Origin of the sequence: Synechococcus sp. WH 5701 (assembly GCF_000153045.1) — a bacterium.
GTDB lineage: Bacteria > Cyanobacteriota > Cyanobacteriia > PCC-6307 > Cyanobiaceae > Regnicoccus_A > Regnicoccus_A antarcticus.
The window spans coordinates 1133533-1149122 of sequence record NZ_CH724159.1; the positions used below are offsets into that span (position 1 = coordinate 1133533).

The following is a 15590-nucleotide window of genomic DNA, read 5'->3' on the forward strand; positions in this document are numbered from 1 at the left end:
TCAGTCTGCCCGAGAATCAAGCGGCAGCAGGCGCAGGCAGGCATCAGCCAGCTGCAGCTCCAGCGTGATCACCCGGTGGCCCGGGCCCACGGGGCCCAGGGGACAGTCGCCGCTGCCGGGGTTGACGGCGATCTGGGGCCAGGCCGAGACCGCCAGTGACAGCCGCAGCTGCTCCCCGGCGGCCAGGGTCGTCACCAGGGGCTGCAGGCTCAGGCGCCGCCGCTGCCGTCGGCGGCAGTGGGGGCCCAGGGAACGCAGCACCCCGGTGCTCAGCTGCCAGGCGGTGCCCTGGCGGATCACCGAGAGGGCGCCACAGAGATCGAAACCGTCCTGATCACAGCTGAGCTCCAGCTCCAGTTCCGGTCGCCCCGCCAGCTGCAGCGGACCGATCAGGGGGACGCTGGTGAAGCAGGCCACATCGGCGCGGGCGTCGAGATCCGTGCGGGCCACCAGGCCGGCATCCAGGCCCAGATGGCCGCCCCGGCCGGGGGCCGGCCGCCAGGGGTCGTGCACCAGCCAAACGACACCACCACCCTCACCCCCGGCGAGCAGGCGGCCCTCTCCGGCATCAATCGCCGCCAGTCCTTGACTGCGCAGGGCCCAGCGCGGCCCCTCACCGCCGCCATCGGCCAGGCCCCGCCAGGAGCCTGAGCCCAGATCAGCCACCGCCTCGCGAGGATGGGTCTCCAGTCCCTCCCGATCGCGCAGGTGCCGATCGAAGAAGGCCAGCTGCAGGCGATCGAGGCCCCCCGCCCAGTTCAGGTGACTCCAGGCGCCGATGCGCAGCCAGGGAGCACCGCCGGCGGCATGGGCACGGGCCCGCAGATCGAGTACCCCGCTGAGGTGGGGGTCGTGCCAGCCGCCCACCAGCAGCATCGGCTGGCACAGCAGGCCCTCAGGCGGCTCATGGCGCCTCCAGCCAATGGGGTTGGCGGGATCCAGCCGCAACCAGCCCAGCCCCATCCCGCCGGGATCGTGCTGCTCCAGCAGTGCCAGGCCATCGCGCAGAAACGTGCCCCCTTCCAGGCTCAGACGCAGGCGGCGCCAGGCGGTTTCATCTCCGGCGCGGCGCACCGTTTCTGCCGCCAGCTGCAGCGCCCAACCCAGGCCCAGGGCCCACCAGTGGGCTCCCCCTTCGCTGGCCCAGTGCAGCCGCTCATCCAGGCCGGCCATGGCCGGGGCGAGGGCGTCGGGCAGCGGGCTGCCGGGGCTCAGCAGCAGCTGACTGAGTCCCTGATATGAGAAGCCATAGGACCCCACCCGGCCGTTGACGTAGGGCAGAGTGCGCACCCAGGCCAGGGCCACGGCGCCATCGTCGGCCTCCTGGGCAAAGCCCCTGAACTCTCCGGTGGAGTCGCCCCGGCCGCGCACATCCTGCACGGCTACCGCATAGCCCTGGCTGGCATACCAGCGCGGATGGGCATAGGTGACGGTGGAGGCGATGGCGCGCCCGTAGGGCTGGCGCATCAGCAGCAGGGGCCAACGCCCCGGCCTCGCGGGTCTCCAGACCCTGGTGGCCAGCCGTGCCCCGTCAGGACACGGCATCCATTCCTCAAGAACCTCAGTGTCCAGCGGGGCGGCTCAGCGCACGTCAGGGCAGTGAAGCCCGACCACATAGGTGGTGAGAATCTCCGCGTCAGTGGAGGACAGGCCCTGGCTCTGGGCCACCATGGCGATCGCTTCCGGGGAATTCGAACTCACGCCGCGGCTGTTGAGCTGGCGCAGGTCGGCGCAGATCCGCTTGGCCAGCTGAGGGTTCTGCTTGACCGACTCCAGCAGCGGTGAAGCCGCCTGTAGAGGGGTGAAGGGCAGCCCAGCACCCATGAACACGGCCAGAGCCGTCAGGCTGAGAAGGGAGAGAACAGGCAAGGACCGTCCACCGCAGGGGGGATCTCTCCATTTGAGGGTCTCGGCGAGACCAGTTGGAGCAGTCCTGGTCAGTTTGGTGGGCGACCGGTGGCCCGCCGCGCCGCGGCGATCCAGGCGCGCACCTGCGTGGAGTCGGGCGTGGCCACCGCGGATCCGGTCAGGGAGCGCTGCAGCCGGCCCAGCTGGCGCAGGAGCTGCTGGGGCGACGCCTCGGCCAGCCCGGCCGCGCTGGCGATGCCCGCGTACAACAGCAGAGCAGCCTGCTCAGGCTCCAGACCCAGCTCACTGATCAGGCGGGCCTGGCCCCGCAGTTTGATCAGGCGCTGCTCCGAAGCACCGCAGCGGGCCAGGCGCCGCAGAGCCAGATCGCTCTGGGCGGCCAGCGAAGGCCAGTCGTTCAAACCCGCCTGATTCAGCTGGCTCTGCTCAGCGCTGAAGTGGGAGGGGAGAACAAGCATCAGCGCAGCACCTGCACCGTGCCGTCACTAAGGCTGCGGGTGGCCTCAGCCAGCACCACCGGCCGACTGAAGCCAGCGCCGGCCGACTCAACCCGCCGCAGGCGCACGTGCACCAGCCCATCGGCGCTGCTGCGGCCGCTGCCGCGCAGGTTGAGGGCCAGTTGCTCCACCGTGGGGCCGTAGGCCTCGGCTGAAAGATCGTCAGCGGCCGCCGCGATCACCAGGTTGGTGCCGTTGTCGAAGACCACCGGCACGGTCACGGCCCCCTCCACATGGGTGCGGGGCGAGTAGCTGATGGCGAAGGCCAGACAGGAGAGCGAGAGCAGGGCCGTGAAGCTCGTGACCCCGACCAAGCGGAAACGGAACCCCCAGCCCCGAACGAAGCCCACCACCATCAAGACAGCCAGCACACCACTGGCGGCCCCCAGCCAGAGCCCGGCTTTGAGCAACAGCGGATCAACGGGCATGGCGGCCAGGGGGGAAGCGGAAACCCCTTTATATTGCGGCGTCCTCAGGCGGTGACAGCGACGAGCCGATGGGGTCCCCGCCTACGCCTGAATCGGGAACCCGGTCCCGGAGCCGCCGCCCTCGCCTGCTGCTGGCCGCCGCCCTGGGCGCAAGCGCAGGGCTGATTGGAGCCTGGTGGGGGTCCGATCACCTGGCTCGCTGGGCCTACGAGAGCTGGCGGCCCCGGCTGCAGGTGTTGATCGGCCGTGGGCTGGGGCACCCTGTCCAGCTCGGTCCCTATGAAGGGCTCAGGCCCTGGGGGCTGACCATCGGACCGAGCCGGGTCCTGAGCGGGCCGGCCGACCGCTCCAACCTGCGCCTTGACGGGGTCGGGGTGAACCTGGATCCCCTGGCCAGCCTGGCGGAGAGGGCCCTGGTGCTGGATCTGCGGCCCAGGGGGGCCCAGCTCAATCTGATCCCCAACGCCAGGGGGCAACTCTGGGTCTTCGGGCCGGCGGGAGCCAAGCAGCCGCCAAGACTCACCCTGAACCTGCTGCTGGAGAAGCCCGCCCGCCTGCAACTGGGCTCCAGCGCTCTCGACCTGAAGGTGCAGGGCCGGGCGGGAGTGAGGCTGCACCGCCGCAGCATCGACTGGCGCGCCACCGCCAGGCCCCGGGCCCAGGCCACTGCCGGGGCAGCCAGCAGCAATGGCCGAGCCCTGGTGCGTGGCTCGGCGAACTGGAGCAGCGGCGCCGTGAAGGTGGGCCTCGACCTGCGCCGCTGGGATCTGGCCCCCCTGGCGTCCCTGATTCCCCGCGCCCGTCCCCCGCGCCTGCAGTCGCTGAAGGGAACCGCCGACGGCCGCCTTCAACTCACCCGCGGCTCCGGCAGCACCAGCTGCAGGGGTTCCCTGCGGCTGGGGGAACTGGAGCTTCGTGATCCGCTGTTGCCGGCGCCGCTCCAGGCCAGACGCCTGGCCGTTGCCTGCCGCGGACAGCAGATCCTTTTGAAGGGGGATCCCTGGCAAATGGCGAACTGGCGCGGCACTGTCCGGGGTTCCCTGGAGCCCGGCAACCGCTTCGACCTGCGGCTCACGGCCAGCGACCCCCAGCGCGGCGACCGTCTTGGCCTGGGGATCAACGGCCCCTGGCAGCAGCCCCTGCTGGCGCTCGATGGCCACATCCCCCTGGGCAAGGGCACGCCCACCAGCCCCCAGCCGCTGAAGCTCAACGCCCGAATTCGCGCCGACTGGCGACGCAGCCTCCAGTTGACGCTCGACAGTCTGCGCCTGCGCTCCGGTCGCTCCGAACTCACGGCGAGAGGTCAGGTCTGGCCCCGGCTCGACGTGCGCAGCCAGCAACTGCGGCTGCATCCATCGCTCTGGAAACCAGCCGGTGACGCAGCGCAAGCCCTGCTAGGGCGTGACGACTGGCTGGAGGGTGGCCTGCTGCTGGCTGGAACCGTGCAGAAGCCGACTCTCAGCGCCAATGTCCAAAGGCAGGGCCGCACCCTGCTCACCCTGCAGGCCAGCGCCGGCCCCAGCGGCAACCGGGCCGGACCCCTCGGACGCCTGCAGGCTCGGCTCAGCGCGCCCTCCGGCATCCAGCTGGAGGACACCCAACTGCTGGGGGCAGCCAGCGCTGATCTGGTCTGGTTCGAGGATCGCCTGCGCTTGCGCCGCTTCGAGAGCCCAGAGCTCAGCGCCGATGGCAGCCTGCCCCTGCGCTGGCAGCGCCGGCGAGGTGTGGTGGTGGGGGATCTGGGTCTGAACCTGAACCTCAGGCCCTATGCCCTGGCGCGGATCGGCCCCCTGGTGGGCAGCCAGCTTCAGGGGCATCTCAGTGCCCGCGGAACCCTCCGCGGTCCGCTGCGCAGCCTGCGCCCTGACCTCTGGCTGTCGGTGCGTCAGCCCGGTGGCGGCCCCCTGCAACTGCTGGAAACCTGGGAAGGCCGGCTCACCGCCCGCCCGGGCGGCGGGGGCAACCTGGCCCTGACGGCTTTGGCACAAGCCCAGCAGGGGAGCCTCAGGGCCCGCCTCAACCGGTCGTGGTTGCCCACCGAGGTGGAGCTGCGGCGCCAGCAAGGGGTGCTGAGCCTCAAGGGCGATGCGCGCCGCTACCGCTGGCAGGCGAGCCGCTTCCCCCTCGCTGGCCTGCGGCTCGCCGTTGGTGGTGCCTCCAGGCCCAGGGCCCTTGACGGCCTGCTCAGTGGCAAGGGAATTCTCGATCTGCAGCCCCTGGCGATGGAGGGCAGCGTGGCCCTGGAGCGTCCCCTGCTGCTGGGGGTCCGCGGCCAGCGGCTCACCGCCTCGGGTCGCTACGCGGCAGGCCAGTTCCGCTTCAAAGGGGAGTTCACGCCCCTGGCCGGCGGAACCGTGGCCCTCACCGGCGATGGCGTGCGCAAAGGGCGCCTGCGCAGCCGCATCGAAGGGCGTGGACTGCCGCTGCAGCTGTTCCAGGAGCTGGCCCAGGCCCTGGCGATCTGGCGGGGGGACACTCCCTTGCCGAAGGGACGGGCCAGCGACCTGGGAACCCTTGTGATCGACACCCTGGGCGGGACGATCGACGGCCAGCTCAGGGCCCTGCGCGCAGCGCAGGCACGGCTGGCGGAATTCCGGGCCCCAACGACTGCAGGATCGCGGGTGCAGCTCGCGGACCTGCGCGGTCTGGTGGATCTCGACATCAGCCTGGCCGGGCCCGATCTGGAGCGCCTCAACCTGGATGTGGGCGCCAAGGGCCACGTCTGGTTGAGGGCCGACGACCGCGACGAGGCCCTGCGGCTGGAGCCGTTCCAGGTGCGCCTGGAAGGGCCGATCCGCGGCGGGCAGGGGCGCTTCAGCCTCGAGAACCTTCCCCTGGCCCTGCTGGCCTTGGCCACGCCGCTGCCCAACAGCCTGCGGGGGGGGCTGAATCTGGAGGGCTCCTATCAGCTGGGATCGGCCGGCCGTGAGCGCGCCTTTCGCACCAGCCTGAGCCTGAGCGACGCCAGCCTGAACGGGATCCCGCTGCGCCTCGAAGACACCACGGTGAGCCTGGAGGGGGATGCCCTGGCGCTGTCGGCCTCCCTCAGCAGCGAGGGGGCCGACAGCCGGGTCGACCTCAGCGGCAGCGTCCCCCTCGATCCCGGCCAGGAGGGAATGAAGCTGAGGCTCTCCAGCCGTGGCGACGGCCTGCGCTTCATCAGCACCCTGGTGGGCAAGGGGCTGCAATGGCGCAAGGGCAGCGCCGATCTGGAGCTGCTGATGCGGGGCAGCCTGCTCAAGCCCCTGGCCAATGGCTTCCTGCGCTTCCGCGACGGCGAAGTGGTGGTGGCTGGTCAGGAAATCAAGGACCTCCAGGCCACGGTGCTCTTCGATTTCGAGGAACTGCTGGTTCAGGAGTTCAAGGCGCGCATGGGCAGCACGGGGGAACTCGATGGCAGCGGCGGCCTCGGCCTGTTCCGCGACATTCCCCAGCGCCAACCCCTCAACCTCACCGTCAAGACCGCCCGAATCAGCGCGCCCCGCCTCAACGCCCTCACCGATGGCACCCTGTCACTGCGCGGCAGCCTGTTGCGGCCCCTGCTCAGCGGGGAGCTGAGCCTGAGCAAGGGCACTATCAATGGCCAGCCGGGCACCCTGGCCCAGGAGGATGAGAACGGAGTCCTCAAGCCCAAGCCAGCCCGGCGGCTGGTGGAGGAGTCGTGGAACTTCGAGAAGCCGCTGGTGCTGCTGGGGCCGGAGGTGGAGAGCGACACGGCTCTGTCTCTGCGCGATTCGATCCCGCGGGTGGCTCTGCTGCGCCTGAACAACCTCCGACTCAACCTTGGCCCCGATCTGGAAGTGGTGGTGCCGCCCGTGGCCAGCTTCAAGACGGGCGGCACCCTCACCCTCAACGGCCGCATCGACCCCAGCCTCAGCGCCAGCGGGGTGGTGCGGCTGCGCGGTGGTCGTCTGAGCCTGTTCACCACCAATTTCACCCTCGATCCTGACGCCCCCAACGTGGCGGTGTTCACCCCGAGCCTCGGTCTGATCCCCTATGTGGACATCGCCCTGCGCACCCGGGTTTCGGACACGCTCAAGGTGGGCCGGGGCCGGGGGGCGATCAACGACTTCGACCTGCAGGGCGATTACACCCCGCTGGATCAGCTCAACCTGGTGAAAGTGGTGGTGACCGTGAGCGGCCCGGCCGACCGCATCGCCGAATCGCTCACCATTCGCAGTTCTCCTCCCCTGCCTGAGGAGCGGCTGGTGGCTCTGATCGGCGGCAATTCCCTGGCCGGTCTGAGCGGCGGCAACGCCACGGCGGCCCTGGCCACGGTCTTCGGTCAGTCGCTGCTCTCCCCTCTGGTGGGAACCCTGAGCAACGCCTTCGGCCAGCGTCTGAGTTTCTCGATCTTTCCCACCTTCTTCTCCCCCTCCACCCAGGAGGTGGGCAACAACGCCTCGGGCTCCCGGCAGGAGTCGCGCCGCGCGCCGGCCCAGCTGGTGCTGGGTTCGGAGCTGGGCCTCGACATCACCGAACGCTTCAACTTCTCGGTGCTGGCTGCACCGAACCGCACCGACATCCCCCCCCAGCTCACTCTGCGCTACCAGGCCAATGACACCGTGGGCCTGCAGGGGTCCTTCGACACCGAAGGGCGCTGGCAGGGCCAGCTGCAGTTGTTCTTCCGCTTCTGAAGGGGCTCGCTTGACGAAGGAACTGATCGGCGTGGATCTGGGAGGCACCGCCATCAAGCTCGGGCGCTTCGACGCCAGCGGCGCCTGCCTGGCCGAACTGGAGTGCCCCACCCCCCGGCCGGCTCTGCCCGGGGCGGTGTGCACAGCGCTGGTGGAGGCGATCACGGCGGTGGATCCCGGGCGCCAGGCCGGCCGGGTGGGGATCGGCCTGCCAGGACCGATGGACCGCAGCGGCCGGGTGGCGAGGGTGTCGATCAACCTGCCCGGCTGGCACGATGTACCCCTGGCCGACTGGCTGGAGCCCCAGCTGGGCCGGCGGGTGATCCTGGCCAACGACGCCAACTGCGCCCTGCTGGGGGAGGCCTGGCTGGGGGCGGCCCGCGGCCGGTCCGACGTGCTGCTGCTCACCCTGGGCACGGGTGTCGGTGGAGCCGCGCTGCTGGGGGGCCAGCTGTTCACGGGCCGCGATGGGGCAGCGATCGAGCCCGGCCTGATCGGCGTGGATCCCGATGGTCCCCCCTGCCACAGCGGCAACCGGGGCTCGCTCGAGCAGTACTGCAGCATCACCGGCCTGGGCCGCCTCAGCCCCCTGGATCCCGCCGAGCTTGACCGCCGCGCCGACGCCGGCGACTCCGAGGCCCTGGCCGTGTGGACCCGTTACGGCCGTTGGCTGGGGATCGGCCTGAGTTCACTGCTCTACGTGCTCACCCCTGAGCTGGTGCTGATCGGCGGTGGCCTCAGCGCCGCCAGTGATCACTTTCTGCCGGCGGTGTGGCGCGAGGTGGAGGAGCGGGTGCTGCCCGTGAGCCGCCAGGGCCTGGAGATTCGCCGCTGCGCTCTGGGTAACGGCGCCGGACGGCTGGGGGCGGTGCGGCTGGCTCTCGAGGCCCTGCCGGCCTGAGACGCTGCCGCTGCGGCTGGAATGATGGATCGATGGCTTCCAACCCATCCGCCGTCCCCGATCCCAGCCCCGAGCTGCTCAGCCGCGCCGCCGCCGTGCGCCGAGCTGCCATGGCCCTGGGGCAATGCAGCGATGGCCAGCGGCAGCAGGCCCTGCTGGCGATGGCCCAGTCCCTGGAGCGCTCGGCCGAGGCGATCGTGGCCGCCAACACAGCCGATCTGGAGGCGGCGGCGGCGGATCAGTTGGCGCCGGCCCTGGTGGCCCGGCTGAAGCTCGACGGCGCCAAGCTCGCAGGAGCGATCGAGGGCGTGCGGCAGCTGGCGGAGCTGCCGGATCCGGTCGGACGCCGCCAGCTGCACACCGAACTCGATGCGGGCCTGGTGCTGGAGCGGGTCACGGTCCCCCTGGGGGTGGTGGGGGTGATCTTCGAGGCGCGCCCGGACGCCCTGATCCAGATCGCGTCGCTGGCGATCCGCTCCGGCAACGGCGCCCTGCTCAAGGGGGGGCGCGAGGCCAGCCGCAGCTGCACAGCGATCTTCGCGGCCCTGCAGGAGGGCCTGGCGGAGAGCGAGGTTGATCGGCAGGCCCTCGCCCTGCTCACCACTCGCCAGGAGAGCCTGGGCATGCTGCGGCTCGACGGCCTGGTGGATCTGATCATCCCCAGGGGCTCGAACGAGCTGGTGCGCTTCATCCAGGACAACACCCGCATCCCCGTGCTCGGCCACGCCGACGGGGTCTGCCATCTGTTTGTGGACCGCTCGGTGAATCAGGAGCAGGCCCTGCGCATCGCCATCGACAGCAAGACCCAGTATCCAGCCGCCTGCAATGCGATCGAGACCCTCCTGGTGCACCAGGAGGTGGCCAGCCAATTCCTGCCGGCTGTCATCAGCGCCTTCCAGGCCGAAGCCGTGGAACTGCGGGGCTGTCCCCGCGCCTGCGCCCTCGGGGTGGCCCGTGCCGCCAGCGACGACGACTGGGGCCGGGAATTCTCCGACCGGATCCTGGCTGTGAAGGTGGTGGAGAGCCTGGAGGAGGCCCTGGAGCACATCGCCCGTCACGGCTCCCGCCACACGGACGCCATCTGCACCACCGATCCCGAGACGGCCGGGCGTTTCCTCTCGGCCGTCGACAGCGCCGGGGTGTACCTCAACTGCTCCACCCGTTTCGCCGATGGCTTCCGCTACGGCTTCGGTGCCGAGGTGGGCATCAGCACCCAGACCCTTCCCCCGCGCGGGCCGGTGGGGCTGGAGGGGCTGGTCACCTACCGCTACCGCCTGCGCGGCGAAGGTCACATCGCCGCCGACTACGCCAGCGGCCTACGCCGCTTCAGCCACCGCTCCCTGCCGCTCTGACACGCCCATGGCGGATCCGGCCAGCCCAGTGCCCCTCTCTCTGCTCGGCCGTGAGGCGATCCATCTGCACGCCCTGCGGCTCTGGGCCCACGTGGGCGTGCTGGAGCGGGAGCGGGAGCTGGGCCAGTGGTTCGAGCTCTCCCTCAGCCTCTGGCACGATCTGGGCCCCGCCGGCCGCAGTGATGATCTCGAGCACAGCCTCGATTACAGCCTGGCGATCCGGGCACTGCAGGAGCAGGCACGCACAATCCACTGTCTCACCCTGGAGCATTACGCCGAGCGGATGATGGAGTGCATCGAGCAGCTCTACGGACCCGTCAGCCAACGCCTGATCCTGAGCAAATGCGCGGCCCCGGTGCCGGGCTTCAGCGGTCTGGTGCAGGTGGAGCGCTGGCGCCATGGGCCCCCCTCCAGCTGAAGCGATGGCTGCCCCCCCCCTGGTGCTGGTGCATGGGCTCTGGGACTCGCCCCGCCTGTTCCGGCGCCTGGAACAGCTCCTGGCGGGAGCGCGCGATCCGTTGCTGGTTCCCCACCTGAGCCACCGCCTCGGCGCCACGCCCCTGCTGGACCTGGCCGAGCGGCTGGGACAGGCCATCGAGCGCCGGTTCGGAGCGGAGGAACCGATCGATCTGCTCGGGTTCTCGATGGGCGGGGTGATCGGCCGCTGCTGGCTGCAGTTGCTGGGGGGGGAGGAGCGCACCCGCCGGTTCATCAGCGTGGCCAGCCCTCAGCAGGGCACGATCACAGCCCAGCCCTGGCCGGCATTCCTGCTGGGGGGGATCGCCGACATGAAACCGGGCAGTCCGCTGCTGCGCCGGCTCAACGAGGAGCCCCATGCCCTTGCAGGGGTGGAGTGCCTGAGCTTCTACACCCCCACCGATCAGGTGGTGGTGCCGGGCTGGAAGGCGGTGCTGCCCTTCGGCCCGGCCAGGCCCCTGCCCGTATGGCTGCACCAGAACGTGCTCAGCGCGCCGGCGTCGCTGGAGGTGCTGCGTCGGGAGTTGCTGCGCCCTTAACAACCTCCAGGGGCTCGCATCAGCCCACCATCAGGCCGCCACCAGGCCGGAATGACGGATCAGGGCCTCCGGCGAGGGCGCCCGGCCACGGAAGGCTTCGAACACCTCGGCGGGGCTGCGGCTGCCGCCGAGGCTGAGGACCGTGTCACGGAAGCGGCGGCCAGTACTCTGCACGGCCGTCTCATCCTCGAGACCCACCTCCTCGAAGGCGCTGAAGGCATCGGCGCTGAGCACCTCGGCCCACTTGTAGGAGTAGTAGCCAGCGGAGTAGCCCCCCGCGAAGATGTGGCTGAAGGCGCAGAGGAAGGCATCCTCCGGAATCGGGGGCAGCACTGTGGTGGTGGCGGCGATCTGGCGGCGCAGATCCTCTGGGCTCAGGCCCGAGGCGGGAGTCCAGGAGCTGTGCAGGCGCAGGTCCACCAAGGCGAAATGCACCTGGCGCAGGGTGGCACTGCCACCCATGAAGGTGCGCGCAGCCAGCAATTTGGCGAACTCCGCCTCGGGCAGGGGCTCACCGGTCTGCCAGTGCCGGGCCATGCCCAGCAGCGTGGCCCGGTCGTAGCACCAGTTCTCCATGAACTGGCTGGGCAACTCCACCGCGTCCCACTCCACGTGGTTGATTCCGGCCGCCTGGGGCCGCTCCACGGTGGTGAGCATGTGCTGTAGCCCGTGTCCGAATTCGTGGAAGAGGGTCTCCACCTCCTCGAAGGTCATCAGGCTGGGGATGTCGCCCACCGGCGGGCTCTGGTTGCAGATCAGGTAGGCCACCGGCAGCACCGGGCGCCCGGCGGCGTCGGTGTGGCGATCCAGGCAGGTGTCCATCCAGGCTCCGCCGCGCTTGCTGCCGGGGCGGGAGTAGGGATCGAGATAGAAGCTGGCGAGGGCCTGACCGCTGCCGGTGTCGAAGACCCGGAAGAAGCGCACATCGGCATGCCACACCGGTGCCTCGCCGTCGGCGGCTTCGATGCGGATGCCGAACAGGCGGCCGCAGAGATCGAAGAGGCCATCGAGCACCCGCGGCAGGGGGAACCAGGGACGCAGCGCCTCCCCATGGAGATCGAAGCTCTCGCGCCGCAGCACCTCGGCCCAGAAGCTCACGTCCCAGGGTTGGAGATCGCCGGCCTCAGGGGCACCCTGGCGCCCGGCGCAGGCTGCAAGGGCCTGCAGCTCCCGCTCCGCGGCCGGGAAAGACGCGGCCCGCAGATCCTCCAGAAGCCGTTCCACCGCCTCCACGGAGTCGGCCATTTTCGAGGCCAGACTCACCTCGGCCCAGTTGGCGTAACCCAGTCGCACGGCCTGCTCGCGCTTGAGGGTGAGGATTCTCTCGATCAGGGGCCGGTTGTCGAGATCACCGGAGGAGGCGCGGCTCACCTGGGCCTTGTAGAGCTGCTCGCGCAGGTCGCGGCGGCGGCTGTACTTCAGGAAGGGCATGGCCCGGGGGATGTCCAGCCCCAGCAGCCAGGGACCGTCCTCGGCACAGGCCTCACGGCCATCGTCGCCGCTCAGCCCGGCATCCCGAGCCGCCTGGGCCAGCAGCTGGCGCAGGCTTTCAGGCAGACCCTCCACCTCGTCCGGGGTGTTGAGGGCCAGCGTCCAGCCGTTGGTGGCATCGAGCACGTGGTTGCCGAAGCGGGTGGCGAGCCCGGCAAGCTCCTCACTGGCGGCATTGAACTCAGCCTGGGCCTCCCCCTCCAGCGCCACGCCACGCAGCTGCATCTCCAGCAGCTCGGCCACGAGGATGCGCTCCTGGGTGGCATCGAGGGGCAGTTGGCCAGCCCTGTGCTGCTCCTGAAGCCGCTCCAGGGCCTGGTACACCGTGCGGCTCTGACCGGCGCGGTTGCCGAAGGCCACCACAGCCGCCTGCTGGCTCTGATGTGCTTCTCGCAGCTCTGGGCTGTTGCAGACGCCATTGAGATGGCTGACCACTCCCCAGCTCCAGCGCAGGCGCTCGCCCAGCCGCTGCAGGGGATCCATCACCTCAGACCAGCTCAGGGGTTCTGAGCAGTCCAGGGCCAGGTCCAGTCGTTGCTCCACAGCGCTCAGGCCGGCGTTGAGCTCGTCGAGCAGGGCGGGAAGCTGCTGGCGCACCTGCTCGGGGGTGATGGCGGAAAAGTCGGGGAGACCCTCACCGCGAAGCAGAGGGGGCGCAAGCAGGGAGGCGCTCATGGCGGTGAACCGCGTCAGTGGGCCCATTCCAGCGGATCAGCGCCGCCCTGGGGGTTCAGCCGAGAGCGGAAAGCCGCCCGATCGCCAGCACGCTGGGGCTGCTCAGCCCTTCGGCCAGGGCCGTGGTGGTGGCCCCGTAGAAGTCGATCGCCAGGCGGGGCCAGAAGCCGATCGCCAGGGTCGGCACCAGCAGACAGAGACCGATCACCAGCTCCCTGGGTTTCATGTCGCCGACCACCGCTAGGGCCGGAATCCTGGGGCCGAAGAAGACGCGGCGGCAGAGAGAGAGCAGGTACACGGGAGTGAGCACAAGGCCGATGGCGGCCAGCACGATGGTGACCACCCGGAAGGGCACGGTGAAGCCATCGTTGGCGGTGATCCCCAGGAACACAGTGATCTCGCTGATGAAACCGCTCATGCCGGGAAGGGCCAGGGAGGCGAGCGAACTGGCCAGGAAGAAGGCGAAGGTGATCGGCAGCACCTTGGCCAGGCCGCCCATGTTTGGGATCGAGAGGGTCTTGGTGCGCTCGTAGAACACTCCCGTCACGAAGAACATCGAGGCGGCGATCAAACCGTGGCTGATCATCTGCAACATCGCCCCGCTCATGCCGAGGCTGTCGATGGCACCGATTCCCAGCAAGACAAAGCCCATGTGGCTCACCGAGCTGCAGGCGATCCGCCGCTTGACGTTGTCCTGGGCGAAGGCGTTCAGGGCCCCGTAGATGATATTCACGATGCCCAGAACCACCAGGGCCGGTGCCAGCTGCACATGGGCGTCGGGGAGCATCTGCACGTTGAAACGCAGCAGGGCATAGCCGCCCATCTTCAGCAGCACCCCCGCCAGCAACATCGACACCGGAGCATTGGCTTCACCATGGGCATCGGGCAGCCAGGTATGCAGGGGGAACATCGGCAATTTCACCCCGAAGCCCACCAGGAATCCCAGATAGCAGAGCAGACCGAAACTGCCGCCATAGGAGCGCTGGCTGAGTTCCTGCAGGTTGAGGGTGAAACCATCACCGCCGAGGGCCAGGGCCAGACCGCTGATCAGAATCAGCAGTGAGGCGGTGGCGGTGTAGAGAATGAATTTGGTGGCGGCGTACTGGCGCTGGGTTCCTCCCCAGATGGCGATCAGCAGGTAGACCGGAACCAGCTCCAGTTCCCAGGCCAGGAAGAAGAGCAAAAAGTCCTGGGAGAGAAAAACCAATGACTGAGCGGAGGCCTGAAGTAGCAGCAGGCCGAAATAGAGCTGGGTCTTGCGGTTGATGTTCCAGCTGGCCGCCACCGCCAGCAGGGTGACCAGTCCGCTGAGCACCACCAGGGGGGCCGAGAGGCCATCAGCTCCGAGCGACCACTCCAGACCGAGCAGGGGGACCCAGGGCAGCCGCTCCACCAGCTGCAGGCCACTCAGTCCACCGTCGAAACGCTGGCTGAACACCCACATCATCAGAAGCAGGTCGGCCAGCAGCACCACCAGGGCAATGGTGCGGGGGGCACGGGGATCGGTGCCGTCGCCCGGGAGCAACGGCATCAGCAAGGCACCGGCCGCCGGCAACAGGGCGATCAGACTGAGCCAGGGAAAGGACGCAGGCAGGCTGGACGCAACCGTGAGGGGCAGTGTGGCGTCCATTCGAGACTGCAGAAGAATCGGTTGTAGCCGGATGAAACGGCTTTCGGGCTCTGAATGTATCAGTTAGGTCGTTGTACTCAGGAGCGGCTGCTCAAGGGCGGTCGGGGAGGTCGTGCCAGCGGCTGCCGCTCAGCTGCACCCGCAGCACTTCGGCGCGGGAAGCGACCCCCTCCCGCTCCCAGGCCGACACCATCGCCCGGCTCACGGCCACGGCATGGTCGGCGCTGGCCAGGGCCAGCAGGCTCGGCCCGGCACCACTGATCACACAGCCCCAGGCACCGGCGTCGAGGGCCGCCTGGCGCACCTGTCGTCCCCCCTGGATCAACCCCCAGCGATAGGGCTCATGCAGCCGGTCATGCATGCCGTCGGCGATCAGATCGCCGTTACCGGTGCGCAGACCCTGCAGCAGCAGGGTGAGTGAGCCCAGGTTGACCACAGCGTCGGAAATCGGGATCACCTTGGGCATCGCCCGTCTCGCCTCGCTGGTGGAGAGCCGGATGGCCGGGATCACCACCACCGCCTTGACACTCTCCTGCCATTCGCAGCGCACCACCCGCCAGCGGTGGGAGGCCGCTCGGGCGGTCATGCAGAGGCCACCGAGTAACGAAGGAACGACGTTGTCGGGATGGCCCTCGATGTCGATGGCCAGCTCCAGCAGTTTCTCCTTGCTCAGGGGTTCCCCCACCAGAGCGTTGGCGCCGATCAGCCCGGCCACGATCGCCGTGGCACTGCTGCCCAGCCCCCGGGCCGGTGGCACCGCCAGCCGCACGCGGGCCTCGAGAGCCACCGGCTGCTGGCCCGCCTCCTTCCACACTCGCTGGGCGGAGCGGTACACCAGGTTGTCGGGCCCACCGCGCAGGTGTGCCCCCTCGCTGCCCTCGATCAGCAGGTCGAAGCGTTCACCATCCCCCTCGATGCAGCGCAGCTCGAAGCGGTTGTTCAACTCGAGGGCCGCCCCCAGACAATCGAACCCTGGACCCAGGTTGGCGGTGGTCGCCGGCACATCCACCTGCACACCCTGCCCGATGCGGGGCCTCACCATCACAACCGTTCTGCTGGGGCCAGTGTCCCATCCGCCCGCTCAGCCCTCGGCC

General features: G+C 69.6%; 12 protein-coding genes. 5 read left to right on the forward strand and 7 right to left on the reverse strand.

The genetic code is table 11. From position 1 onward, the window contains the following. The 4 genes from WH5701_RS06680 to WH5701_RS06695 form a co-directional block, all read right to left on the reverse strand. Complete coding sequence (locus WH5701_RS06680; protein ID WP_050751392.1) at positions 1-1545, reverse strand: CocE/NonD family hydrolase; 1545 nt, start codon at positions 1543-1545, stop codon at positions 1-3. Between the two features lie 36 nt (positions 1546-1581). Next, positions 1582-1869, reverse strand: coding sequence for a hypothetical protein (locus WH5701_RS06685; RefSeq protein WP_006171358.1), 288 nt, complete (start codon positions 1867-1869; stop codon positions 1582-1584). Positions 1870-1937: 68 nt separating this feature from the next. Beyond that, positions 1938-2327: a DUF4332 domain-containing protein gene (locus tag WH5701_RS06690; RefSeq protein ID WP_006171359.1), complete on the reverse strand. Its 390-nt coding sequence runs from the start codon at positions 2325-2327 to the stop codon at positions 1938-1940. After that, on the reverse strand, positions 2327-2794 hold the full coding sequence (locus WH5701_RS06695) for a Ycf51 family protein (protein ID WP_006171360.1): 468 nt from the start codon (positions 2792-2794) through the stop codon (positions 2327-2329). The genes WH5701_RS06690 and WH5701_RS06695 overlap by 1 nt, the downstream gene beginning before the upstream one ends. A 68-nt stretch (positions 2795-2862) precedes the next feature. On the opposite strand from WH5701_RS06695, the gene WH5701_RS06700 reads away from it, so the two are divergent. The 5 genes from WH5701_RS06700 to WH5701_RS06720 are packed head-to-tail and all read left to right on the forward strand — an operon-like array spanning position 2863 to position 10700. After that, a complete protein-coding gene (locus WH5701_RS06700) occupies positions 2863-7431 on the forward strand; it encodes a translocation/assembly module TamB domain-containing protein (protein ID WP_006171361.1) in 4569 nt (1522 codons plus the stop codon). A 10-nt stretch (positions 7432-7441) separates the two neighbouring features. After that, positions 7442-8332: an ROK family protein gene (locus tag WH5701_RS06705; protein WP_006171362.1), complete on the forward strand. Its 891-nt coding sequence runs from the start codon at positions 7442-7444 to the stop codon at positions 8330-8332. A 32-nt stretch (positions 8333-8364) separates the two neighbouring features. Then, a complete protein-coding gene (locus tag WH5701_RS06710) occupies positions 8365-9684 on the forward strand; it encodes a glutamate-5-semialdehyde dehydrogenase (protein WP_006171363.1) in 1320 nt (439 codons plus the stop codon). 7 nt (positions 9685-9691) lie between these two features. Further along, positions 9692-10102, forward strand: coding sequence for a dihydroneopterin aldolase (locus WH5701_RS06715; protein ID WP_006171364.1), 411 nt, complete (start codon positions 9692-9694; stop codon positions 10100-10102). A gap of 4 nt (positions 10103-10106) precedes the next feature. Next, positions 10107-10700 carry a triacylglycerol lipase gene (locus WH5701_RS06720; protein ID WP_037980586.1) on the forward strand — a complete coding sequence of 198 codons (594 nt, stop codon included), beginning with the start codon at positions 10107-10109 and terminating at the stop codon, positions 10698-10700. A gap of 30 nt (positions 10701-10730) precedes the next feature. Here the strand turns inward: WH5701_RS06720 and WH5701_RS06725 are convergent, their stop codons facing one another. The 3 genes from WH5701_RS06725 to thrB all read right to left on the reverse strand — a co-directional run bounded on the left by WH5701_RS06725 (position 10731) and on the right by thrB (position 15538). Continuing rightward, complete coding sequence (locus WH5701_RS06725) at positions 10731-12866, reverse strand: M3 family metallopeptidase (protein ID WP_037980589.1); 2136 nt, start codon at positions 12864-12866, stop codon at positions 10731-10733. A gap of 55 nt (positions 12867-12921) precedes the next feature. Then, on the reverse strand, positions 12922-14496 hold the full coding sequence (locus tag WH5701_RS06730) for an NAD(P)H-quinone oxidoreductase subunit 4 (RefSeq protein WP_006171368.1): 1575 nt from the start codon (positions 14494-14496) through the stop codon (positions 12922-12924). A gap of 91 nt (positions 14497-14587) precedes the next feature. Beyond that, on the reverse strand, positions 14588-15538 hold the full coding sequence (gene thrB / locus WH5701_RS06735) for a homoserine kinase (protein WP_006171370.1): 951 nt from the start codon (positions 15536-15538) through the stop codon (positions 14588-14590). Positions 15539-15590 lie beyond the last annotated feature (52 nt).

What these genes read in the sequence shown, in the direction of transcription:
- WH5701_RS06720 (WP_037980586.1), top strand. Translation starts at nt 10,107, where the DNA reads ATGGCTGCCCCCCCCCTGGTGCTGGTGCATGGGCTCTGGGACTCGCCC.
- WH5701_RS06680 (WP_050751392.1), bottom strand. Translation starts at nt 1,545, where the DNA reads ATGCCGTGTCCTGACGGGGCACGGCTGGCCACCAGGGTCTGGAGACCC.
- thrB (WP_006171370.1), bottom strand. Translation starts at nt 15,538, where the DNA reads ATGGTGAGGCCCCGCATCGGGCAGGGTGTGCAGGTGGATGTGCCGGCG.
- WH5701_RS06730 (WP_006171368.1), bottom strand. Translation starts at nt 14,496, where the DNA reads ATGGACGCCACACTGCCCCTCACGGTTGCGTCCAGCCTGCCTGCGTCC.
- WH5701_RS06690 (WP_006171359.1), bottom strand. Translation starts at nt 2,327, where the DNA reads ATGCTTGTTCTCCCCTCCCACTTCAGCGCTGAGCAGAGCCAGCTGAAT.
- WH5701_RS06695 (WP_006171360.1), bottom strand. Translation starts at nt 2,794, where the DNA reads ATGCCCGTTGATCCGCTGTTGCTCAAAGCCGGGCTCTGGCTGGGGGCC.
- WH5701_RS06710 (WP_006171363.1), top strand. Translation starts at nt 8,365, where the DNA reads ATGGCTTCCAACCCATCCGCCGTCCCCGATCCCAGCCCCGAGCTGCTC.
- WH5701_RS06725 (WP_037980589.1), bottom strand. Translation starts at nt 12,866, where the DNA reads ATGAGCGCCTCCCTGCTTGCGCCCCCTCTGCTTCGCGGTGAGGGTCTC.
- WH5701_RS06700 (WP_006171361.1), top strand. Translation starts at nt 2,863, where the DNA reads ATGGGGTCCCCGCCTACGCCTGAATCGGGAACCCGGTCCCGGAGCCGC.
- WH5701_RS06715 (WP_006171364.1), top strand. Translation starts at nt 9,692, where the DNA reads ATGGCGGATCCGGCCAGCCCAGTGCCCCTCTCTCTGCTCGGCCGTGAG.